The sequence below is a fragment of the Bradyrhizobium sp. USDA 4532 genome, from assembly GCF_024171315.1.
GTDB classification, from domain to species: Bacteria; Pseudomonadota; Alphaproteobacteria; order Rhizobiales; family Xanthobacteraceae; genus Bradyrhizobium; species Bradyrhizobium australafricanum.
This window is the reverse complement of sequence record NZ_JALJZN010000001.1, coordinates 3,074,003-3,095,093: the sequence shown is the minus strand read 5'-3', so window position 1 is coordinate 3,095,093 and position 21,091 is coordinate 3,074,003. Positions and strand designations below refer to the sequence as shown.

Below are 21,091 nucleotides of genomic sequence, written 5' to 3'. Positions count from 1 at the left end.
TCCTCGCAATGACGGGGGCTAAAGACAATGGTCGGAACATGGAGCGTCGACCGTGACAGCCGAGACCATTATCCAGAGTTTGGCGAGCGGCCTGTTGATGGGGCTGCTCTACGGACTGATCGCCGCAGGCCTCGCATTGATCTTCGGATTGATGGACGTCGTGAATTTCGCGCACGGCGAGTTCCTGATGATCGCGATGTACGCGACCTTCTTCCTGTTCGCGTTCTTCGCGATCGATCCCTTGCTCGCGGCGCCGCTGGTCGCCGCGGCGCTGTTCGTGTTCGGTGCGGTGGTCTATTTGTTGATCGTCCGCTTCGCGATGCGCGCCAAGGCCAATGCTGGCATGGTGCAGATCTTCTCGACCTTCGGCCTCGCGATCGTGATGCGGGGCCTCGCCCAGTTCTTCTTCACGCCCGACTACCGCAGCGTCACCAACTCCTGGGTCGGCGGCAAGACGGTGTCGATCGCCGGCATCTATCTGCCGGAGCCGCAGCTGATCGGCGCGATGCTGTCGATCGCGGCCTTCGTCGCGCTCTACTTCTTCATCAATCGCACCGATTTCGGCCGCGCGCTCGAGGCGACGCGCGAAGACGCCGGCGCGGTGGCGCTGGTCGGCATTGACAAGAACCGCGTGTTCGCGCTCGGCTGGGGCCTTGGTGCGGCGCTGGTCGGCCTCGCCGGCGCCATCATGGCGATCTTCTTCTACGTCTACCCCGACGTGGGCGCGTCGTTCGCCCTGATCGCCTACGTCACCGTGGCGCTCGGCGGCTTCGGCAGCGTGTTCGGCGCCTTTGCCGGCGGCATCATCGTCGGCCTGGTGGAAGCAACCACCGCGCTGATCCTGCCGCCGTCGCTGAAATCGGTCGGCATCTATGCCGTTTACCTGCTGGTCGTCTTCATCCGCCCGCGTGGCCTGTTCGGATCGATGTGATGGACACCCAGTTCGCCCAACGCCGCAGGCGTGACCTGATCGTGGCGGCCTGCCTCGCGGTGATCGCCGCGCTGGTGCCGCTGTTCGTCAAGGACGTCTACGTCCAGAACATCATGGTGCTGACGCTGATGTATGCGGCGCTGTCGCAGAGCTGGAACATCCTGTCCGGCTATTGCGGCCAGATCTCGCTCGGCCATGCGCTGTATTTCGGGCTCGGCGCCTATACCACCGCGCTCTTGTTCACCAAGTTCGGCGTGCTGCCGTGGTTCGGCATGCTGGCGGGCGGGGCGATCTCCGCATTGATCGCGTTGGCGCTCGGCTATCCCTGCTTCCGCCTGCGCGGGCATTATTTCGTGATCGCGACCATCGTGATCGCCGAGATCGCGCTGCTGTTGATCCAGAACTGGGATTGGGCCGGCGCCGCGCTCGGCATCGACATCCCGGTGCGCGGCGACAGCTGGCTGAAATTCCAGTTCACCCGCTCGAAGCTGCCTTACTTCTATTTCGCGCTGGCGCTGGCCTGCATCGCCTGGTTCGTCACCTGGTGGCTGGAGGATTCCAAATGGGGCTATTGGTGGCGCGCGGTGAAGGACAATCCCGATGCGGCCGAAAGCCTCGGCGTGGTCGTGTTCAACTCCAAGATGGGCGCGGCGGCGGTTTCGGCCTTCCTCGTTGCGGTCGGCGGCAGCTTCTACGCCCAGTTCGTCTCCTACATCGATCCTGAGAGCGTGATGGGCTTCCAGTTCTCGCTGCTGATGGCGCTGCCTGCGGTGCTTGGCGGCATCGGCACCTTGTGGGGCCCGGTGCTGGGCGCGGTCATCCTGATCCCGCTCACCGAGCTGACGCGCTCGTTCATCGGCGGCTCCGGGCGCGGCGTCGACCTCATCGTCTACGGCACGCTGATCGTCGTGATCTCGCTGGCGCTGCCGCGCGGACTGGTCAGCGTGTTCTCCCTGCGCAAGGGAGCTGCACGATGACGGCGCTGCTGGAAACGCGCGGAGTATGGCAGCGCTTCGGCGGCCTCGTCGCCAACAGCGATGTCTCGATCTCGGTCGGGCGCGGCGAGATCGTCGGCCTGATCGGCCCCAACGGCGCCGGCAAGTCGACGCTGTTCAACCTGATCGCGGGCGTGCTGCCGCCGACCCAGGGCTCGATCATCTTCGACGGCGAGGACGTGACCAAGCTGCCGGCGGCGGAACGCTGCCAGCGCGGCGTCGGGCGTACCTTCCAGGTCGTCAAGAGTTTTGAGACCATGACCGTGATCGACAACGTCATCGTCGGCGCGCTGATCCGCAACACCAAGATGCGCATCGCGCGGCAGAAGGCCTACGAGGTGCTGGAGTTCTGCGGCCTTGCGGCGCGCGCCGACAAGCTCGCCGCCGACCTCGTGCCGTCGGAGAAGCGCCGGCTCGAGGTGGCCCGCGCGCTCGCCACCGAGCCGAAGCTGCTGCTGCTCGACGAAGTCCTCACCGGACTGACGCCGGTCGAGGCACAGACCGGCGTCGAGCTGGTGCGCAAGGTCCGCGCCGCCGGCATCACCGTGCTGATGGTCGAGCATGTGATGGAGATCGTGATGCCGCTGGTCGATCGCGCCATCGTGCTGAATCTCGGCAAGGTGCTGGTCGAGGGCAAGCCGACTGAGGTCGTCCGCAATCCGGAAGTCATTTCTGCCTATCTCGGGGATCGTCATGCTGTCGGTGCGTGAAGTCACCACCGCCTATCAGGGCCTAGTCGCGATCTCCTCGGTGTCGATCGACGTCACCAAGGGCGAGATCGTCTGCGTCGCCGGCGCCAACGGAGCGGGCAAGTCGACGCTGTTGAAATCGATCGCCGGCGCCGAGCGGCCGCGCGCTGGCACCGTCACCTTCGACGGCAAGCGCGTCGACGGCCAGCCGCAGCACGTCATCACGTCAAGCGGCATTGCTTACGTGCCGGAGAACCGCCGGCTGTTTCCGCGGCTCTCGGTGCGCGACAATCTGCGCCTCGGCAGCTATCTCTATCGCAGCCAGTCCGACCGCGACGCGCCGCTCGATCTGGTGTTCAAGCTGTTTCCGCGACTCGGCGAACGGCTCGACCAGCGCGCCGAGACGCTGTCCGGCGGCGAGCAGCAGATGCTCGCGATTGGCCGTGCGCTGATGACGCGGCCGCGGCTTCTGATGCTCGACGAACCGTCGCAGGGCATCATGCCGAAACTGGTCGACGAGATCTTCCAGGCCGTGAAGCGCATCCGCGACGCCGGCATGACGGTCCTGATCGTCGAGCAGCGCATGGCCGAATGCCTCGAGATCGCCGACCGCGCCTACATCCTGCAGACCGGCCGCGTGCTGATGCAGGGCACCGCCGCCGAGATCAGCGGCAATCCCGACGTGCGCAAGGCGTATCTGGGGCTGTAGCGACGGAATCTCCACGCTCGTACCTCCAGCGACAAAGGCTTTGCCTTTGCGCGGGGATGACGCCAGTGCATGCGGTGCGCGCAATCCAGCCCGTAGCCCGGATGAGCGCAGCGACATCCGGGGCGTCCCGCATATCGCTGCGCTCATGCGGGCTACTGATCCAGCCCACGCAGCCTACTTGCTCTCGTCGATCTTCTCGACCTTGGCGGCGAGGTCCGGCACGCGGCTGACGCGATAGGTCGCGTTGCTGCAGGTCAGCGTCCAGGCCTCGTTGTCGGGCTTCGAGAGCTTGTCGTCCCGCTCGGCCTTGAGCGGCTTGTCGCAGGCATAGCCTTGCGCGCGCAGCTGGGTTGCCAGCATGCCTTGCAAGGTCTCTTCGGTCCGTCCGTCCGACGCCGCAAGGCCGACGGCGAACGGAATCGCTAACGCCAAGCCTGTGAACCTCATCATGACTGTCTTCCGCATATCGATCCTCCGCTTGATCTAGTGAGGGTGATCCGGCAGCACGAGCCCGAACGTCCTGGTCAAATCCGCCACCTGGTCGGGCGACAAATAGCGCGGGTTCAGGCCGCGCAGCAGCAGATAGAGCTTTGCGGTTTCCTCCAGCTCCTCGGTCGCGAACACCGCCGTTTCCAGCGTATCGCCCGACACGACGGGCCCATGATTGGCGAGCAGCACCGATGAATATTTCCCGGCCAGTCCCCGGATCGCGTCGGCAACGGCCGGATCGCCGGGGCGATAATAGGGCACCAGCGCGGTCTGGCCGCACTTCATGACGTAATAGGCGGTCATCGCCGGCAGCGCGGCGCGCGGGTCGATCTCGGGCAGCATCGAGAGCGCGACCGAATGAGTCGAGTGCAGGTGCACCACGGCGCCGGCGGAGGCGCGCGTCTGGTAGAGCGCGGTGTGCAGCGGCACTTCCTTGGTCGGGGCGTCGCCGGAGACGAGCCGGCCGTTGCCGTCGAGCCGCGACATTTTCGCCGGATCGAGGAAGCCGAGCGAGGCGTTGGTCGGCGTCACCAGCCAGCCGCCGTCCGCGAGCCGGACGCTGATATTGCCCGAGGAGCCCGGCGTCAGGCCGCGCTCGAACAGCGAGCGGCCGAAGCGGCAGATGTCCTCACGAAGCTTTGTTTCGCTCATCCGGTTTCGCTCGCCGCGCCATCTTTGGCGCTATCCGTTTTCCGCTTTGTCTCATGCTTTGGCAGCGCGGCCAAGCCGTGATAGGCAAGCAGCAACGAGCATGAACCGGGCCCGGAAGGCCGCGCTGGCGCAAAGTGGCAGCCGGTTTTCCGAAAAGGTCATGCTCAAACAACTAAAAATGTTCAGGGATCGCCAAATGTCCAGTTCCGCAACATCACGTGTCGCCGTCATCGGGCTGGGCTCGATGGGATACGGCATGGCGACCTCACTCAGGCGGGCCGGTTTCGAGGTGACCGGCTGCGACGTCACGGCCGATGCGGTGGCGCGCTTCGTCGCCGACGGCGGCAAGGGCGCCAAGTCGCCGGCCGAGGCGGCCCGGGATGCCGACATTGTCGTCAGCGTCGTCGTCAACGCGGCGCAGACTGAAGGGATCCTGTTCGGCAAGGACGGCGTCGCCGAGACCTTGGCCAAGGACGCGGTCTTCATCTCCTCGGCGACCATGGACCCTGATATCGCGCGGCGCCTCGCAAAGCAGCTCGAGGCGACCGGCCGGCACTATCTCGATGCCCCGATCTCCGGCGGCGCGCAGCGCGCGGCGCAGGGCGAATTGACGATTCTCGCCTCCGGCAGCGCCGCGGCATTTGCGAAGGCGCGGCCGGCGCTGGATGCGATGGCGGCAAAGCTCTACGAGCTCGGCGATGCCGCGGGGCAGGGCGCCGCGTTCAAGATGATCAACCAGCTGCTGGCCGGCGTGCATATCGCGGCCGCCTCCGAGGCGATCGCCTTCGCCGCCAAGCAGGGGCTCGACATCCGCAAGGTCTATGAGGTGATCACCGCCTCCGCCGGCAATTCCTGGATGTTCGAGAACCGCATGCCGCATGTGCTCGACGGCGACTATGCGCCGCGCAGCGCCGTCGAAATTTTTGTGAAGGACCTCGGCATCATCCAGGACATGGCGCGCAATGCACGCTTCCCGGTGCCGGTCTCGGCCGCGGCCTTGCAGATGTTCCTGATGACCGCGGCCGCCGGCATGGGCCGCGACGACGATGCGTCGGTGGCGCGGATGTATGCGCAGGTTACCGGCACCAAGCTTCCAGGCGAGAAATAAGAGGATCCTGCAATGCCCCGTTTTGCCGCCAACCTCACCATGATGTTCAACGAGGTCCCGTTCCTCGACCGCTTCGAGGCGGCCGCGAAGGCGGGCTTCACCGCGGTCGAGTTCCTGTTTCCTTACGACCATCCGGCCGAGGAGGTCGGCAAGCGGCTGAATGGCAATGGGCTGACGCAGGCGCTGTTCAACCTGCCGCCGGGCGACTGGAACGCCGGCGAGAAGGGGTTTGCCGCGCTGCCGGACCGTTTCGCCGACCTCCAGCAAAGCCTGAAGACCGCGCTGCCCTATGTGCAGGCGACCGGCGTCAAGCGGGTGCATCTGATGGCGGGAATAGCCGACCGCAGCGATGCCAGGGCGGTCGCCGCGTTTCGCAAATCGGTCGCCCATGCCGCAGAGTTCTTCGCGCCGCACGGCCTCGACGTCGTGATCGAGCCGATCAATCCGCGCAACGTGCCCGGCTACTTCCTCAACGATTTCATCTTCGCGCGCGATCTGATCAACGAGCTTGGTATCGCGAACCTGAAGCTGCAGTTCGACATCTACCACTGCCAGATCATCCATGGCGACGTCACCATGCGGCTGCGTGAAATGATGCCGATCATCGGCCACGTCCAGATCGCGTCGATCCCCTCGCGCAACGAGCCCGACGGCGAGGAGCTGAACTATCCGTTCCTGTTCGGCGAGCTCGACCGGCTCGGCTACGGCGGCTTCGTCGGCTGCGAGTACAATCCGCGCGGCAAGACCACCGACGGTCTCGCCTGGTTCAAGCCCTATGCCGGAGTGAAGCCGTGACGCGAGCCGGAAAACTGTCTCTCGGTTGCATCGCCGACGACTATACCGGCGCCTCCGACCTCGCCAACACGCTGACCCGCGCCGGCCTGCGCACGGTGCAGACCATCGGCGTGCCTGCGGACGATCTCGCGCTGCCCGAGGTCGACGCCGTCGTGGTGTCGCTGAAGAGCCGTTCGATCGAGGCCGGCCTCGCCGTGACGCGTTCGCGCGCAGCGGAGGCCTGGCTGCGCGGCCGCGGTGCCAAACATATCCTGTTCAAGATCTGCTCGACCTTCGATTCAACCGATGCCGGCAACATCGGCCCCGTGATGGACGCGCTGCGCGCCGATTCCAGGGATGCCATCGTGCTGGTGACTCCGGCATTCCCGGAGACCGGCCGCACCGTCTACCAGGGCAATCTGTTCGTCGGCTCGGTGCCGCTGAACGAGAGTCCGCTGAAGGACCACCCGCTCAACCCGATGCATGATTCCAATCTGGTTCGCGTGCTGGCGCGGCAAAGCACGACCAAGGTCGGCCTGGTCGATCTGGCGACGCTGAGCCGTGGCGCGGACGCCGTCCGGGCAAAGCTCGCCGAGCTCACGCAAAGCGGCATCGGCGCCACCATCGTCGATGCGGTGTTCGACCGCGACCTCGAGACCATCGGGCAGGTCGCGCTGGATCACCGTCTTTCAGTCGGCGCTTCCGGGATCGGGCTTGGCCTGGCGCGGGCGCTGGTCGCCGCGAGCAAGGCCAAACCGGACAGCGCGGATGCGATGCTGGCGACGCCGGTCGGCGGCCCGGCGGCGTGCCTTGCCGGCAGTTGCTCGCAGGCGACCCTGCGCCAGATCGCAAACGCCGAGAAAGTGATGCCGGTCCTGCACCTCGATCCCGAGCAGGTGGTCGCCGGCAAGGACGAAACGCAGCGTGCGCTCGCCTGGGCCAGAGACCGGCTCGGGGCGGGGCCAATCCTGATTGCGAGCAGCTCGACCCCGGATCAGGTGGCAGCTGTGCAATCCCGTCATGGTCGCGATGCAGCCGGGCATGCCATCGAGCAGGCGATGGCCGACATCGCGGATGGTCTGGTGCAGTCGGGCGTGCACAGGCTGGTGGTCGCCGGTGGTGAAACTTCGGGCGCCGTGGTCGATCGCCTGCGCATTCCTGGATTCCTGGTCGGTGCGGAAATCGCCGCCGGCGTGCCGGTTCTGCGAGCGGTCGGCGCCGGGAGAGGCGAGATGGTGCTTGCCCTGAAATCAGGCAATTTCGGCGGGCCGGAGTTTTTCTCGGATGCGCTCGTGTTGATGCCTTGATGCGGCTGGCGCGCATCATGCCACGGTGTCGAAGAGCGCCTCCGTAGTTCAACGGGGAACCAAATTAACCCTACTTAAGGAGGGGGGCTGGCTTTGATGTCTGCGGCGTCCCGCCACGCCCCCAGCCATTCGATCGGGCTTCGCGAGCCCGATATCAAGAGACCCCCACGATGTTCGCCAAATTCTCGATCCGCGCCAAGATTATTGCCGTGGTTGCGTTCCTGCTTGTCGCGATGACGGGCATGGGCCTGCTCGCGGTCGTGAATTTACGGTCGATCAACGCCAACACTGTCGACATCACGACGAGCTGGCTGCCGAGCGTGCGTGCGCTCGGCGATCTGCGCGCCGGCGTCATCACCTATCGCAACGTGATCCGCGAGCACATGCTGTCCGAGACGCTAGAGGACAAGCTCGCGCAGGAGAAGACCCTGACCTCGGTGGTCGACGCCAACCTCAAGGTCCGCGCGATCTACGAGCCGCTGATCGCGACCCCCGCGGAGCGCGCGCTCTACGATCAATGGGTCGATGCCTGGACCCGTTACAAGAAGGGAACCGAGGAGGTGATGGCGCTGTCGCGCAGGGATGTCGGCAAGGCCCCGCACGATGCGCATGAGCTGAACGCCAAGACCGTCAACAAGATCGGCCTCGAGGCCGACGAGATCCTGCGCAAGGACATCGAGCTCAACAATGCCGGCGCCGACAAGGCGGCGCAGGAGGCGGCAAACAGCTACGCGTCGGCCGTCATGCTGCTTGCGATGATCCTTGGCGCCGCCATCATCGTCGGCGTCGGCGTCAGCTTCCTGATGATCCGCGACGTCTCGGCCGGCATCGCCTCGATCGTGAGCCCGATGCAGGCGCTGGGCCGCGGCGACCTGACCGCAAACGTCCCGCATCAGGGCGAGAAGACCGAGATCGGCGCGATGGCCGATACGCTGCAGGTGTTCAAGGAAGCCCTGGTCGCCAAGAAGGCGGCCGATGAAGCCGCGGCTGCCGACGCCGAAGCCAAGATCGAGCGCGGCCGCCGGGTCGACACCATCACCCGCAATTTCGAACAGATGATCGGCGAGATCGTGCAGACCGTGTCGTCGGCCTCGACCCAGCTCGAAGCCTCCGCCGGCACGCTGTCGTCGACCGCCCGGCGTTCGCAGGAGCTGACCACCTCGGTTGCCGCGGCGTCCGAGGAGGCCTCGACCAATGTCCAGTCGGTGGCGTCGGCGACCGAGGAGCTGTCGTCGTCGGTGACCGAGATCAGCCGCCAGGTGCAGGAGTCGGCACGGATGGCCGGCGATGCCGTCGGCCAGGCGCGCACCACCAACGATCGCGTCAGCGAGCTGTCGAAGGCCGCCGCGCGGATCGGCGACGTCGTCGAGCTGATCAACACCATTGCCGGCCAAACCAATTTGCTGGCGCTGAACGCCACCATCGAGGCGGCACGCGCCGGCGACGCCGGCCGCGGCTTCGCCGTGGTGGCGTCCGAGGTGAAGGCGCTGGCCGAGCAGACCGCCAAGGCGACCGGCGAGATCGGCCAGCAGATCGCCGGCATCCAGACCGCGACCCAGGAGTCGGTCGGCGCGATCAAGGAAATCTCCTCGACCATCGAACGGCTGTCGGAAATCTCGTCCACCATTGCGGCCGCGGTCGAAGAGCAGGGCGCGGCGACGCAGGAAATCTCCCGCAACGTGCAGCAGGCGGCGCAGGGCACCCAGCAGGTCTCGGCCAACATCACCGACGTCCAGCATGGCGCCAACGAGACCGGCTCGGCGTCGAGCCAGGTGCTGTCGGCGGCCCAATCGCTCTCGGGCGACAGCAGCCGCCTCAAGCTCGAGGTCAGCAAGTTCCTCGACGCCGTCCGCGCCGCCTGATCCGGCGGCGCCGCTCGGGCGGCCGCCATCCTTCGCCTAACCGATGCCGACGTGGTGGGCTGACCCGGCCCACCACGTTTTACATTTTCGCAGAGCAGCGATGCGTTAACCTCGCGTCGGCCGAAATAGCATCCTCGGCCGGCTCGCATTCGCAGCAGAGCCGTCTCTTTTTGACGATGATCCGCACGCGATCGGCGGCACTGCGCCCGGCATGGTCGCTCGGAGCGCGCAGCCTCACGCACTATGCCGAGGAAGTGAAAGCCGCCGCGGCTCCGCGGGTTGGCGTTTTGCCCGGCATCGGGTAAATCGGCCGCTACGGAACGGCTTTTGCAATGTCGATTCCTCTGCCTGGGCGGGCTTCATTTCGGGAACGCTTGTTTTATGATCGCACTGGTCCGTATCGCGCTGAGCCGGCCATATACTTTCGTCGTGCTCGCGATCCTGCTGTTGATTATCGGACCGCTGGCGGCGTTGCGCACGCCGACCGACATCTTCCCGGACATCCGCATCCCCGTGATCGGCGTGGTCTGGCAGTACACCGGCCTGCCGCCGGACCAGATGTCCGGCCGCATCACCACGCCGTTCCAGCGCGCGCTGACCACGACCGTCAACGACATCGAGCACATCGTCGCCAATTCCTATAACGGCGTCGGCATCATCAAGATCTTCTTCCAGCCCAACGTCGACATCCGCACCGCCAATGCGCAGGTCACCGCGATCTCGCAAACCCTGCTCAAGCAGATGCCGCCGGGCGCGACGCCGCCGCTGATCCTGAACTACAGCGCCTCGACGGTTCCGATCATCCAGGTCGCGCTGTCGGGCGAGGGACTGACCGAGCAGAACCTCGCCGATATCGGCATCAACCAGCTGCGCACGCCGCTGGTCACGGTGCCTGGTGCGGCGATCCCGTATCCGTTCGGCGGCAAGCAGCGCCAGGTCCAGATCGATCTCAATTCGACCGCGCTGCAGGCGCGCGGCCTGTCGGGCCAGGACGTCGCCAACGCGCTCGCCGCGCAGAATCTGATCACGCCGGTCGGCACGCAGAAGATCGGCAATTTCGAATACACCATCAACCTCAACAACTCGCCGCTGCGGCTCGAGGAGCTCGGCGACCTGCCGATCAAGCAGGTCAACGGCGCGATGGTCTATGTGCGTGACGTCGCCTCGGTCCGCGACGGCAACCCGCCGCAAACCAACATCGTCCATGTCGACGGCAACCGCTCGGTCTTGATGATGGTGCTGAAGGCCGGCGCCACCTCGACGCTCGATATCATCTCCGGCATCAAGCAGAAGGTGATCGAGGTCAAGGACCAGATGCCGGACGCGCTGAAGATCGGCTTCATCGGCGACCAGTCGGTGTTCGTCCGCGGCGCCATCACCGGCGTCGCGTTCGAGGGCGTGATCGCCGCGCTGCTCACCAGCATCATGATCCTCTTGTTCCTCGGCAGCTGGCGCTCGACCGTCATCATCGCGGTGTCGATCCCGCTGTCAGTGCTCGGCGCCATCATCATGCTGTCCCTGATCGGCGAGACGCTGAACATCATGACGCTCGGCGGCCTCGCGCTCGCGGTCGGCATCCTGGTCGACGACGCCACGGTGACGATCGAGAACATCAATTATCACCTCGAGCAGGGCAAACCCGTCGAGCAGTCGATCCTCGATGGCGCCAACCAGATCGTGACGCCGGCCTTCGTCTCCTTGCTCTGTATCTGCATCGTGTTCGTGCCGATGTTCTTCCTCACCGGCGTGGCGCGCTTCCTGTTCGTGCCGATGGCCGAAGCGGTGATGTTCGCGATGATCTGGTCGTTCATCCTGTCGCGCACCCTGGTGCCGACCATGGCGAACTATCTGCTGCAGGCGCATGTGCATCATGAGGGCGCGCCGCCGAAGTCGCGCAATCCTTTGGTCTGGTTCCAGCGCGGCTTCGAGGCGCGGTTCGAGCGCATCCGCAGCGGCTATCGTGGCCTGCTCGCGATGGCGCTCGGTCATCGCACGGTGTTCGTGAGCTGCTTTCTCGCAGTCGTCGCCGCGTCGTTCCTCTTGGTGCCGTTCCTCGGGCGCAACTTCTTCCCGTCGGTCGACGCCGGCAACATCCTGATGCATGTCCGCACCCAGGTCGGCACCCGCGTCGAGGAGACCGCCAACCAGCTCGCCGACATCCAGAAGGCGATCCGCAAACTGGTGCCCGGCGAGATCGAGACCATGACCGACAACATCGGCATGCCGATCTCCGGCATCAACATGACCTACAACAACACCGGCGTGATCGGTCCGCAGGACGGCGACATCCAGATCCGCCTCAAGGAAGGCCACAAGCCGACCGAACAGCATGTCCGCGCACTTCGTGAGCAATTGCCGCGGCTGTTCCCGGGCACCAGCTTCGCGTTCCTGCCGGCCGACATCGTCAGCCAGATCCTGAACTTCGGCGCGCCGGCGCCGATCGACCTGCAGATCCGCGGCGCCAATCTCGAGGCCAACTTCGCCTATGCCAACAAGCTGCTGGCCGGGATCAAGCGCATCCCCGGCATCGCCGATGCGCGGATCCAGCAGTCGCCGAACAACCCGACCTTCAACATCGATGTCGACCGCACCCGCGCACAATATGTCGGCCTGACCGAGCGCGACGTCACCAACTCGCTGGTGGTCAACCTCGCCGGCTCCTCGCAGGTGGCGCCGACCTATTATCTCAATCCCGATAACGGCGTGTCGTATTCGATCGTGATGCAGACGCCGCAATACCAGATCGACTCGCTGAGCGCGCTGCAGACCCTGCCGATCACCGCGACCGGCAACACCCAGGCACCGATCCTCGGCGGCATCGCCGACATCAAGCGCGCGACCTCGAGTGCGGTGGTGTCGCAATATGACATCCAGTCGCTGGTGCAGATCTACGCCACGACGCAAGGCCGGGATCTCGGCGGCGTCGCGACCGACGTGCGCAAGCTGATCGCCGACACTGCCAAGGAGGTGCCGAAGGGCTCGTCCGTGGTGCTGCTCGGCCAGGTGCAGACCATGAACTCGGCCTTCACCGGCCTCTTGTTCGGCCTGCTCGGCGCCGTCGTGCTGATCTACTTCCTGATCGTCGTGAACTTCCAGTCCTGGTCGGACCCGTTCGTGATCATCACGGCGCTGCCCGCTGCGCTCGCCGGCATTGTCTGGATGCTGTTCACGACGGAGACCACGCTGTCGGTTCCGGCGCTCACCGGCGCCATCATGTGCATGGGTGTGGCGACGGCCAACAGCGTGCTCGTGATCAGCTTCGCCCGCGAGCGCTATGAGGAACTCGGCGATCCCGTCGCGGCGGCCCTGGAAGCCGGCTTCGTCCGGTTCCGCCCGGTGCTGATGACCGCGCTTGCCATGATCATCGGCATGGCGCCGATGGCGCTGGGGCTGGGCGAGGGCGGCGAGCAGAACGCGCCGTTGGGCCGGGCCGTGATCGGCGGCCTGATCCTCGCCACCTTCGCGACGCTGATGTTTGTTCCCGTGGTATTCAGTATGGTACACAAGAAGCAAGGCGCCAAAGCCGCCGCCTCATCGGAGATTCCGCATGCCGCCCACTGAAAAGCGCCCCCCGGTCTCACGCCGGAAGCTGGGCATCTTCGGCGTGGTGGCCCTGGTAGGGGCGGGCCTGATCGTCGGCACCGGGATCCGCGCCCGTGAGGAACAGGACACGCGGCTGAAGGAATGGACCGACGACCAGGCCATTCCGACCGTCGCGGTGGCGCTGCCCAATGCCAAGGCGCTGAGCCCCACGATCGACCTGCCGGGCCGGCTCGAGGCCTATTCCCGCGCGCCGATCTATGCCCGGGTGTCCGGCTATCTCAAGAACTGGGACGCCGACATCGGCGCCCGCGTCAAGGCCGGCCAGGTGATCGCCGAGATCGAGGCGCCCGACCTCGACCAGCAATTGCTGCAGGCGCGCGCCGATCTCGCCAGCGCCCAGGCCTCGGCCAAGCTCTCCGAGGCCACGTTGAACCGGCGCAAGACGCTGGTGGCCTCGAACTTCGTCTCCGCCCAGGAGATCGACGAGCGCACCGCCGACCTTTCCAACAAGAACGGTGCGGTCAAGGCCGGCCAGGCCAATGTCGAGCGGCTGGAAGCGCTCGCCGGATACAAGAAGATCACGGCGCCGTTCGACGGCGTGGTGACCTCGCGCGACACCGACGTCGGCGCGCTGATCAACGCCGGCGGCAACTCGGGCCCGGCGATGTTCACGATCTCGGACATCACCAAGCTGCGCGTCTATGTCAACGTGCCGCAGAACTACGTCCCGGCGATCAAGATCGGCGCCAAGGCGACGCTGGCGCTGCCGGATTACCCGAACCGCACCTTCCAGGCGACGGTGGAAGCCTCCTCGCAGGCGGTCGATGTCGCCTCCGGCACGACGCGGATGCAACTCGGGCTCGACAACTCCTCCGGCGAATTGATGCCGGGCAGCTATGCCAGCGTGAAGCTCAATCTGCAGCGCGAATCCACGCCGCTCAGCATTCCCGCCAGCGCGCTGATCTTCAACAGCAGTGGCCTGCGGGTCGCAACCGTCGGTCCTGACGACAAGGTGCTGTTCAAGACCGTGAAGATTGGCCGCGACCTCGGCAAGGAGATCGAGATCGCCACCGGCCTCGCGCCCGACGATCGCATCATCACTGCCCCGCCGGACGGCCTCGCCGACGGCGACCATGTCCGCGTCACTGGTGCCGGCGCCAAGGGCAAGCCGACCACGGCATCCGAAAAGCAGGACGTGAAGGGGTAGGGGAGGACAGGTAAGCTCGTTCCTGCCTCTCACCTCAAGCCGCTTGCTCTGCCGTCATCCTGAGGTGCGCGCCCTTCCGCGCCTCGAAGGATGGGATCACGACGGTGTTCGCAGCCCATCCTTCGAGGCTCGCTCCGCTCGCACCTCAGGATGACGGCGGATTTTGCGGCGTGGTAGGAATTGTCAGCCCACCCGCCATTCCAGCATGCCATCGCCGGCGGTGACGATGTCGCCGGTGGTACCGACCGGCGTGCGGTCCATGTCCTGCAGATAGGCCAGCGTCGCCGTGTCGCTCGCCGGGATGCGGCCGAGCGTGCGCCGGCCGTCCTCGGTGCGCAGCATGGTGACGCCATGCTCGACTTCGCCATTGGCGCGATAGATCACGGTGAAGGCCTCGATCTTGCCCTTTCCCGCAGCCTGGGCGGTGAAGTCGGGCACGTTGCGCCTGTTGCGGTCGGCCTCCGCCTGCACGGACGTGTCCTGCTTGAGCGCGACGTTCGGCGCCGCGCGCGACAGCACGAGGCCATGATGCTTGGTGACGAAGCCGCCCTGGCCATAGAGCAGGCCGAGCGTGCCGCCGCTTCGGAGCTTGCGCACCATCGCGCAGGCCGAGTGCGTCATGTAGGTGTTGAGCGGCGCGCCGAAGAACGTCAGACCACCCGTCACGGTCGGCTGCACGTCGGCACCGAGGCCGAGCGTCCGGCGCGCCATCTTGGGTACGCAGGGGAAGCAGCTATAGAGCTCGATCGCGTCGAACTTCTTGCCGTCGCCGCCGACGAGATCCATCACCGCCTTCAGCACCGCGGTCTGCGCGTGGCTTTCGACGAACTGATCGCGGATCAGATAGTCGCGCGGCTCTTCCGCCGAGGCGCCGCCGAGCGGATAGATCAGCTTGTCCTCCGGCACGCCGGCCGCGCGCGCCTTCGCGAGGCTGGTCAGGATCAGCGCGCCGCCCATGTTCACCGTCGGGTTCGCCACCATCAGCTTTGTATACGGCCAGGCGATCATCCGGTTGTCGGGCGTGGCCGTGGTGATCTCGTCGCCGGTGAACGTCTTCTTCAGCCACGAGTTCGGATTGTCGGCCGCGACGCGCGCATAGGTCGACCATAGCTCGCCCGATTCCTTCAGCGCGTCGCGCGGCGTCTGGCCCCAATGCGCCGATGTTGCGGATTCATAGAGCGGATAGACCGTGATCGGCCTGAACACGCCGAGGCTCACGGCCATCGGCTTCTGGAACGCGGCGCCGCGCTTCGGCTCCTCCACGTCGTGCGCGAACGGCGTCCACGGCAGCTCCACGCCGGCACGCTGCGCCTTGGTCGCCGTCGACTGCGCCTCCGCGCCACAGACCGCGGCGACGCTGCATTCGCCGCGCGCAATGCGTTGCGCAGCCTCGTGCAGATAGCGGATCGGACTCTCGCCGCCGACCGGGCCGTAATAGAGATGCGAAGGCTGAATGCCGAGCCGTGCGGCGAGCTGCTTCTCGGGATCGCGGTAGCGCCAGCTCAGGAAGTTGACGACGTCGAGCGACTGCACGTCGGACAGCAGCCTGGCGCCGCTGTCCGCCTCGGCGCGCTTCAGCGCCTCCTCAAGCAGCGTGAGCGGCTCGAGGCCGACGGCGATGTCCTTCGGACGATCGATGATCTCGCCGACGCCGACGATGACGGGAATGCGGTCTTCGGGGATGCTGTTCGACATTCTTGTTGGTTCACTCTGCGGTCTTGGACTCGATGGTTGTTATTGGCGTCATTGCGAGCGAAGCGAAGCAATCCATGTTCCGACACGGGGAAAGGTGGATTGCTTCGTCGCTTCGCTCCTCGCAATGACGGCGGGGAGGGATCGTCACTCCGCCACCAGCGCGTTCATGTGCTCGACGGCCTCGACGAACTCTTCCTTGAACTCCTGCACCACGGCGCCGGCCGACTTGACGCTGTCGACCAAGCCGACGCCCTGGCCGACGAAATAGCTGACGAGGTCGCGGGCCTTCTCGTTACCACCGGCGGCGGCGCGGTCGATGGCGTTGAAGGCGTCGCGGCTGATGATGCTTTGCAGCGGCATCGGCAGCGCGCCGGGGCTCTCCGGCGAGCGGTCCCAGGCGTCGGTCCAGACCGAGCGGAGCTGCCGCGCCGGCTTGCCGGTGCGGCCCCTGGAGCGCACCGCGTCGCGCGAGGAGGCCGCGATCATCTTCTCGCGGAAGATCTCCGAGGTCTCCGATTCCACCGTGGCCAGCCACACCGAGCCGGTCCAGGCGCCGGCCGCGCCCATCGCCATGCAGGCCGCCATCTGGCTGCCGGTCATGATGCCGCCGGCGGCGAGCACCGGCACGTCGCGGATCTTTTTGACCGCCTTGATCACCTCCGGCACCAGCACCATGGTCGAGACCTCGCCGCAATGGCCGCCGGCTTCGGTGCCCTGCGCGACCAGGATATCGACACCGGCCGCGACCTGGCGCAGCGCGTGCTCCTTGGAGCCGACCAACGCCGCCACCGGCACGCCGTGCTTGCGCCCCATCTCGATCATCGCCTTCGGCGGCACGCCGAGCGCATTCGCGATCAGCCGGATCGGATGCCGGAACGAGACTTCGAGCAGTTGCAGCGCGGTCTCGGCGTCGAACGGCTGCGGCTGGTTGTCGGCGACGTTGCGGCCGGTCAGCTCGATGTCGTATTTCTTCAAGAGATTGCGGGTGAAGTCGCGATGCTCCTGCGAGACCCGCGCCTCGAGGCTTTTCCAGGTGACGTTCTTCTCGCCGGCGGTCGAGATGTTTTCCGGGATCAGCACGTCGATGCCATAGGGCTTGCCGTCGACATGCGCGTCGATCCACTTCAACTCCTGCTCCAGCGTCTCCGGCGAATGCGCGGTCGCGCCGAGCACGCCGAAGCCGCCGGCGCGGCTGACCGCCGCCACCACGTCGCGGCAATGGCTGAAAGCGAGCAGGGGGAAGTCTATCCCCAGCATATCGCAGATCGGTGATTTCATGGACTGGTTCTCTCCCGGCGGCTGCTTCTTGTGCTTGTTGGCGTCAGCCGCTGCAACGCTAGCGCATCACGGTCCGCGAAGCCAAGCGGGTTTCGGCCACGGCGATCTTGCGTGCAGGCGCTGCTCCGGCTGCATCCCTCGCAGCGCATTCCGCTGGATAGAAAATGCGATCCGCGGGGTGGGCAAAGCGCAGCCCGCGCACCATCTAGTGCGGACATGGGGATGGGCACGGCGCCGCCGCGCCACCTGGCAAGAACATGAATCGGGAGCCAACGACGTGAATGACATTCCTGCCTACGAGCCGCCGAAAGTCTGGACCTGGAACAAGGAGAGCGGTGGGCGCTTCGCCAGCATCAACCGGCCAATTGCCGGTCCCACCCACGACAAGGAACTGCCGGTCGGCCGCCATCCGCTGCAACTCTACTCGCTGGCGACGCCGAACGGCGTCAAGGTCACCGTGATGCTGGAAGAGCTCCTGGCGGCGGGTCACAAGGGCGCGGAATACGACGCCTGGCTGATCAAGATCGACGGCAACCAGTTCGGCAGCGGCTTCGTCGCGGTCAATCCGAACTCGAAGATCCCGGCGCTGATGGACCGCAGCGGGAAGGAGCCGATCCGAGTGTTCGAGTCGGGCTCGATCCTGGTTTATCTGGCGGAAAAATTCGGCGCGTTCCTGCCGACCGACGTCAAGACCCGTGCCGAAACCTTCTCATGGCTGTTCTGGCAGATGGGCGCCGCGCCCTATCTCGGCGGCGGCTTCGGGCATTTCTACGCCTATGCGCCGACCAAGATCGAATACGCCATCGACCGCTTCGCGATGGAAGTGAAGCGCCAGCTCGACGTGCTCGACCGACGGCTCGCCGACAACGAGTATCTCGCGGGCGATGTCTACACCATCGCCGACATGGCGGTGTGGCCCTGGTACGGCAGTCTCGCCAAGGGTCTGCTTTACGGCGGCGGCGAATTCCTCTCGGTGCAGGACTACAAGAACGTGCAGCGCTGGACCGATGCGATCGCGGCACGGCCGGCGGTGAAGCGCGGCCGCATGGTCAACCGCACCTGGGGCGAGCCGTCGAGCCAGCTCCATGAGCGCCACGACGCCAGCGATTTCGAAACGAAGACGCAGGACAAGATCGGCGAGCCGGTGGCGTCGTGACGAAACGCGTCATGGCCGGGACAAGCCCGGCCATGACGAAATGACAGCTTTGCCAACCCGCCCTGCGATCACCCCAACAGATCGTCATACTCCGGATGCTTCTTCATGAAGCCCTGGATGAATTCGCATTTCACGACGAGCTTGATGCCCTGCGCTCGGACGGCGTCGAGCGTGGCGCGTGCGAGCTTGGAGCCGATGCCGCGGCCGCCGAGCTCCGCCGGCACCTCGGTGTGAACCAGCGTGATCCTGTCTGGCGTCTTGCGGTAGACCACGAAAGCGGTTGAGCCGTCGACGGCGAGCTCGAACCGGCTCTGCGCTTCGTTGTCGCGGAATGTTTCGCTCATTGTCTGATCCTCTATTTCTTTGTGCCCTCGGCCGCGGGAAACACCACGCGGTCGTCGGTGCGGCAGTAGCGGTCGGCGAACATGCGGCCGATCGGGTGGTAGCGCTCCATGTGGACGCGCATCGCCTCGCGGTCCCACAATTCGTCGCGAATGTGGAAATGGATGCCTTCGCCCATGATCAGCTGGCGGTCGCCATTGACGTCGATCAGCTTCCAGGTCTTGCACTCCATCGCGAACGGCGCCTGGGCGAGGCGAGGGACTGCGATCTTGCTTGAGGGCGCGAGCTTGAGGCCGAGATAATCGGGCTCGCCGATCTCGGGCGGGAAGTCGCCGGAGGTCTCATGCATCGCGCGCGCCAGCGGCTCGTCGGTCAGGTTGACCACGAATTCGCCGAGACGCTGGATGTTGACCAGGGTGTCCTTCTCGCGGCCGTCGGGCCGGCGATTGACCGCAAACATGCAGAGCGGCGGATCCTCGCAGAACACATTGAAGAACGAGAACGGCGCCGCATTGACCACGCCGTCCGCGCTCGTGCTCGTCACCCAGGCGATCGGCCGCGGCAGCACGAAGGAGGTCAGCACCTTGTAGCGTTCGCGCTGGGTGAGGTCGCTTGGGGAATATTCCATGGGATGTCCGGAAGTTCGTAGGGCGGGTTAGCGAAGGGTAACCCGCCGCGAGCGGACCGCAAAGCAAAAGGCGGGTTACGCTCGCGCGAACCCGCCTTGCAGACTTGCTTGTTTGTTTTTGTTCCTTGGAGCGCTCTTCCCTTACCTCGCCCCGCCTGCGGGGAGAGGTCGGATCGCATCGTCAGATGCGATCCGGGTGAGGGGGATTCTCCGCGAGACTATCTCTCACCGTGCTTGCGGAGGCAGCCCCTCATCCCGGCCTTCTCCCCACAAGAGCGGGGAGAAGGAGAAGAAGCGACTACGGCATGCTCAGTTCGTGGCGGCCGACCACCATCCAGTGCACCTCGTCCGGACCGTCGGCGAAGCGGAGATGGCGGACGTCCTGGTACATTTCGCCGAGCGGCGACCACTGCGAGATGCCGGTGGCGCCGTGCATCTGGATCGCCTGGTCGATCACCTTGCAGGCGCGTTCGGGCACCATGGCCTTGACCATCGAAACCCAGACCCGGGCTTCCTTGTTGCCGAGTACGTCCATCGCCTTGGCCGCCTTCAGCACCATCAGCCGCATCGCCTCGATCTCGCAACGCGCCTGGGCGATGATCTGCATGTTGCCGCCGAGATGGGCGATCTTCTTGCCGAAGGCCTCGCGGGTCAGGCCGCGCTGCACCATCATGTCGAGCGCCTTCTCGGCCTTGCCGATGGTGCGCATGCAGTGATGGATGCGGCCCGGTCCGAGGCGGACCTGCGAGATCTCGAAGCCGCGGCCTTCGCCGAGCAGCATGTTTTCCTTCGGCACCTTGCAATTGTTGAAGCGCAGATGCATGTGGCCGCGCGGCGCGTGGTCGTGGCCGAACACATGCATGGGCCCGAGGATCTCGACGCCGGGGGTGTCGATCGGCACCAGGATCTGCGACTGCTGCTTGCTCGGCGCGGCATCGGGATTGGTCTTCACCATCACAATCATGATCTTGCAGCGCGGATCGCCGGCGCCGGAGATGTAATACTTCTCGCCGTTGATCACCCACTCGTCGCCGACGAGCTTTGCGGTGGTCGAGATGTTCTTGGCGTCGGAGGAGGCGACGTTCGGCTCGGTCATCGCATAGGCCGAGCGGATCTCGCCATTGAGCAGCGGCTTCAGCCACTTCTCCTTCTGCGCCTTGGTGCCGACGCGCTCCAGCACCTCCATGTTGCCGGTGTCGGGCGCCGAGCAGTTCATGGTCTCGGAGGCCAGCGGGCTCTTCCCGAGCTCGGCGGCGATGTAGGCGTAGTCGAGGTTGTTGAGGCCTTCGCCGGTTTCTGCATCGGGCAGGAAGAAGTTCCAGAGGCCGACTTCCTTGGCCTTGTCCTTGGCCTTCTGCAGGATCGCGAGCTGCTCGTCCGTGAAGCTCCAGCGGTTGGTCTTCTTCTCGCCGGCGCGATAGAACTCGACCGACATCGGGTCGACCGTGTCGCGGATGAACTGCTTCACATGGTCGTAGAGCGGGCGGACCTTGTCCGACATGCGCAGGTCATTGAGCTCGTCGCCCGGACTGAGCGTGTAGTTCGTGGTGCGCGGCACATAGGCATGTTTCACTGTCTTTTCTCCCTCGCGAAGGCGCGTTTCGCGGCGGACAATAGACGCGTGCGACGCCAAGCGCGAGTACCGATTTTCCGATCACCTCTACCGCATCGCGGAATTTAGCGACGGCGTTTCAAACGTTGTTTGAACGCCGCCGCGTGCAGCGTGA

At 65.6% G+C, this 21,091-nt stretch carries 18 protein-coding genes; 11 read left to right on the top strand and 7 right to left on the bottom strand.

Translation table 11 applies throughout. The annotated features are described in order from the left end of the window. The first annotated feature begins 52 nt into the window (after nt 1-52). Genes J2R76_RS14770 through J2R76_RS14755 form a run of 4 tightly spaced genes read left to right on the top strand, consistent with a single transcriptional unit; the run spans nt 53 to nt 3,324 of the window. The gene (locus J2R76_RS14770; protein ID WP_076827182.1) at nt 53-931 is read left to right on the top strand and encodes a branched-chain amino acid ABC transporter permease; all 879 of its coding nucleotides are present in this window, start codon (nt 53-55) and stop codon (nt 929-931) included. Beyond that, nucleotides 931-1,908 (top strand): branched-chain amino acid ABC transporter permease, encoded by a 978-nt coding sequence (locus J2R76_RS14765; protein WP_076827183.1) that lies wholly within the window; start codon nt 931-933, stop codon nt 1,906-1,908. The genes J2R76_RS14770 and J2R76_RS14765 overlap by 1 nt, the downstream gene beginning before the upstream one ends. Then, nucleotides 1,905-2,636, top strand: a complete 732-nt coding sequence (locus J2R76_RS14760; protein ID WP_016842862.1) for an ABC transporter ATP-binding protein — start codon at nt 1,905-1,907, stop codon at nt 2,634-2,636. The genes J2R76_RS14765 and J2R76_RS14760 overlap by 4 nt, the downstream gene beginning before the upstream one ends. Then, nucleotides 2,620-3,324: an ABC transporter ATP-binding protein gene (locus J2R76_RS14755; protein WP_076827185.1), complete on the top strand. Its 705-nt coding sequence runs from the start codon at nt 2,620-2,622 to the stop codon at nt 3,322-3,324. The genes J2R76_RS14760 and J2R76_RS14755 overlap by 17 nt, the downstream gene beginning before the upstream one ends. Nucleotides 3,325-3,498: 174 nt before the next feature. On the opposite strand, the gene J2R76_RS14750 is transcribed toward J2R76_RS14755, so the two are convergent. Together J2R76_RS14750 and J2R76_RS14745 are read right to left on the bottom strand one after the other, a co-directional pair. After that, nucleotides 3,499-3,774, bottom strand: coding sequence for a hypothetical protein (locus J2R76_RS14750; RefSeq protein ID WP_057017646.1), 276 nt, complete (start codon nt 3,772-3,774; stop codon nt 3,499-3,501). Nucleotides 3,775-3,807: 33 nt separating this feature from the next. After that, nucleotides 3,808-4,464 (bottom strand): aldolase, encoded by a 657-nt coding sequence (locus tag J2R76_RS14745; protein WP_057017647.1) that lies wholly within the window; start codon nt 4,462-4,464, stop codon nt 3,808-3,810. Between J2R76_RS14745 and ltnD the strand changes: the two genes are divergently transcribed. The 6 genes from ltnD (at nt 4,436) to J2R76_RS14715 (ending at nt 14,265) form a co-directional block, all read left to right on the top strand. Further along, nucleotides 4,436-5,572, top strand: coding sequence for an L-threonate dehydrogenase (gene ltnD / locus J2R76_RS14740; protein WP_375162622.1), 1,137 nt, complete (start codon nt 4,436-4,438; stop codon nt 5,570-5,572). The genes J2R76_RS14745 and ltnD overlap by 29 nt on opposite strands. Before the next feature lie 12 nt (nt 5,573-5,584). Continuing rightward, nucleotides 5,585-6,367: a 2-oxo-tetronate isomerase gene (otnI, locus tag J2R76_RS14735; RefSeq protein WP_057017649.1), complete on the top strand. Its 783-nt coding sequence runs from the start codon at nt 5,585-5,587 to the stop codon at nt 6,365-6,367. Next, a complete protein-coding gene (gene otnK, locus J2R76_RS14730) occupies nt 6,364-7,653 on the top strand; it encodes a 3-oxo-tetronate kinase (RefSeq protein WP_057017650.1) in 1,290 nt (429 codons plus the stop codon). Before otnI ends, otnK begins: the two co-directional genes overlap by 4 nt. A gap of 170 nt (nt 7,654-7,823) precedes the next feature. Further along, nucleotides 7,824-9,515, top strand: coding sequence for a methyl-accepting chemotaxis protein (locus J2R76_RS14725; RefSeq protein WP_057017651.1), 1,692 nt, complete (start codon nt 7,824-7,826; stop codon nt 9,513-9,515). A gap of 381 nt (nt 9,516-9,896) precedes the next feature. Continuing rightward, entirely contained in the window at nt 9,897-13,076 is a 3,180-nt protein-coding gene (locus tag J2R76_RS14720; protein WP_076827187.1) for an efflux RND transporter permease subunit, read from the top strand. Beyond that, nucleotides 13,063-14,265: an efflux RND transporter periplasmic adaptor subunit gene (locus J2R76_RS14715; protein ID WP_057017653.1), complete on the top strand. Its 1,203-nt coding sequence runs from the start codon at nt 13,063-13,065 to the stop codon at nt 14,263-14,265. Before J2R76_RS14720 ends, J2R76_RS14715 begins: the two co-directional genes overlap by 14 nt. A 183-nt stretch (nt 14,266-14,448) precedes the next feature. Here the strand turns inward: J2R76_RS14715 and J2R76_RS14710 are convergent, their stop codons facing one another. Next, complete coding sequence (locus tag J2R76_RS14710; protein ID WP_076827188.1) at nt 14,449-15,960, bottom strand: acetyl-CoA acetyltransferase; 1,512 nt, start codon at nt 15,958-15,960, stop codon at nt 14,449-14,451. A gap of 144 nt (nt 15,961-16,104) precedes the next feature. Then, entirely contained in the window at nt 16,105-17,238 is a 1,134-nt protein-coding gene (locus tag J2R76_RS14705) for a nitronate monooxygenase (RefSeq protein ID WP_076827190.1), read from the bottom strand. 277 nt (nt 17,239-17,515) lie between these two features. On the opposite strand from J2R76_RS14705, the gene yghU reads away from it, so the two are divergent. Beyond that, entirely contained in the window at nt 17,516-18,394 is an 879-nt protein-coding gene (gene yghU / locus J2R76_RS14700) for a glutathione-dependent disulfide-bond oxidoreductase (RefSeq protein WP_076827192.1), read from the top strand. Between the two features lie 68 nt (nt 18,395-18,462). On the opposite strand, the gene J2R76_RS14695 is transcribed toward yghU, so the two are convergent. The 3 genes from J2R76_RS14695 to J2R76_RS14685 form a co-directional block, all read right to left on the bottom strand. Continuing rightward, nucleotides 18,463-18,738, bottom strand: coding sequence for a GNAT family N-acetyltransferase (locus J2R76_RS14695; protein ID WP_076827194.1), 276 nt, complete (start codon nt 18,736-18,738; stop codon nt 18,463-18,465). 11 nt (nt 18,739-18,749) lie between these two features. Continuing rightward, nucleotides 18,750-19,364 (bottom strand): flavin reductase family protein, encoded by a 615-nt coding sequence (locus J2R76_RS14690; RefSeq protein ID WP_057015743.1) that lies wholly within the window; start codon nt 19,362-19,364, stop codon nt 18,750-18,752. Between the two features lie 298 nt (nt 19,365-19,662). Further along, a complete protein-coding gene (locus J2R76_RS14685) occupies nt 19,663-20,937 on the bottom strand; it encodes an acyl-CoA dehydrogenase family protein (RefSeq protein WP_076827195.1) in 1,275 nt (424 codons plus the stop codon). Nucleotides 20,938-21,091 lie beyond the last annotated feature (154 nt).

Bases quoted from the DNA above. Each gene is read 5' to 3' on its own strand.
- J2R76_RS14750 (WP_057017646.1), bottom strand. From the start codon at position 3,774: ATGATGAGGTTCACAGGCTTGGCGTTAGCGATTCCGTTCGCCGTCGGC.
- J2R76_RS14690 (WP_057015743.1), bottom strand. From the start codon at position 19,364: ATGGAATATTCCCCAAGCGACCTCACCCAGCGCGAACGCTACAAGGTG.
- ltnD (WP_375162622.1), top strand. From the start codon at position 4,436: ATGTCCTCACGAAGCTTTGTTTCGCTCATCCGGTTTCGCTCGCCGCGC.
- J2R76_RS14710 (WP_076827188.1), bottom strand. From the start codon at position 15,960: ATGTCGAACAGCATCCCCGAAGACCGCATTCCCGTCATCGTCGGCGTC.
- J2R76_RS14755 (WP_076827185.1), top strand. From the start codon at position 2,620: ATGCTGTCGGTGCGTGAAGTCACCACCGCCTATCAGGGCCTAGTCGCG.
- otnI (WP_057017649.1), top strand. From the start codon at position 5,585: ATGCCCCGTTTTGCCGCCAACCTCACCATGATGTTCAACGAGGTCCCG.
- J2R76_RS14760 (WP_016842862.1), top strand. From the start codon at position 1,905: ATGACGGCGCTGCTGGAAACGCGCGGAGTATGGCAGCGCTTCGGCGGC.
- J2R76_RS14705 (WP_076827190.1), bottom strand. From the start codon at position 17,238: ATGAAATCACCGATCTGCGATATGCTGGGGATAGACTTCCCCCTGCTC.
- J2R76_RS14745 (WP_057017647.1), bottom strand. From the start codon at position 4,464: ATGAGCGAAACAAAGCTTCGTGAGGACATCTGCCGCTTCGGCCGCTCG.
- J2R76_RS14765 (WP_076827183.1), top strand. From the start codon at position 931: ATGGACACCCAGTTCGCCCAACGCCGCAGGCGTGACCTGATCGTGGCG.
- J2R76_RS14725 (WP_057017651.1), top strand. From the start codon at position 7,824: ATGTTCGCCAAATTCTCGATCCGCGCCAAGATTATTGCCGTGGTTGCG.
- J2R76_RS14695 (WP_076827194.1), bottom strand. From the start codon at position 18,738: ATGAGCGAAACATTCCGCGACAACGAAGCGCAGAGCCGGTTCGAGCTC.
- J2R76_RS14720 (WP_076827187.1), top strand. From the start codon at position 9,897: ATGATCGCACTGGTCCGTATCGCGCTGAGCCGGCCATATACTTTCGTC.
- J2R76_RS14715 (WP_057017653.1), top strand. From the start codon at position 13,063: ATGCCGCCCACTGAAAAGCGCCCCCCGGTCTCACGCCGGAAGCTGGGC.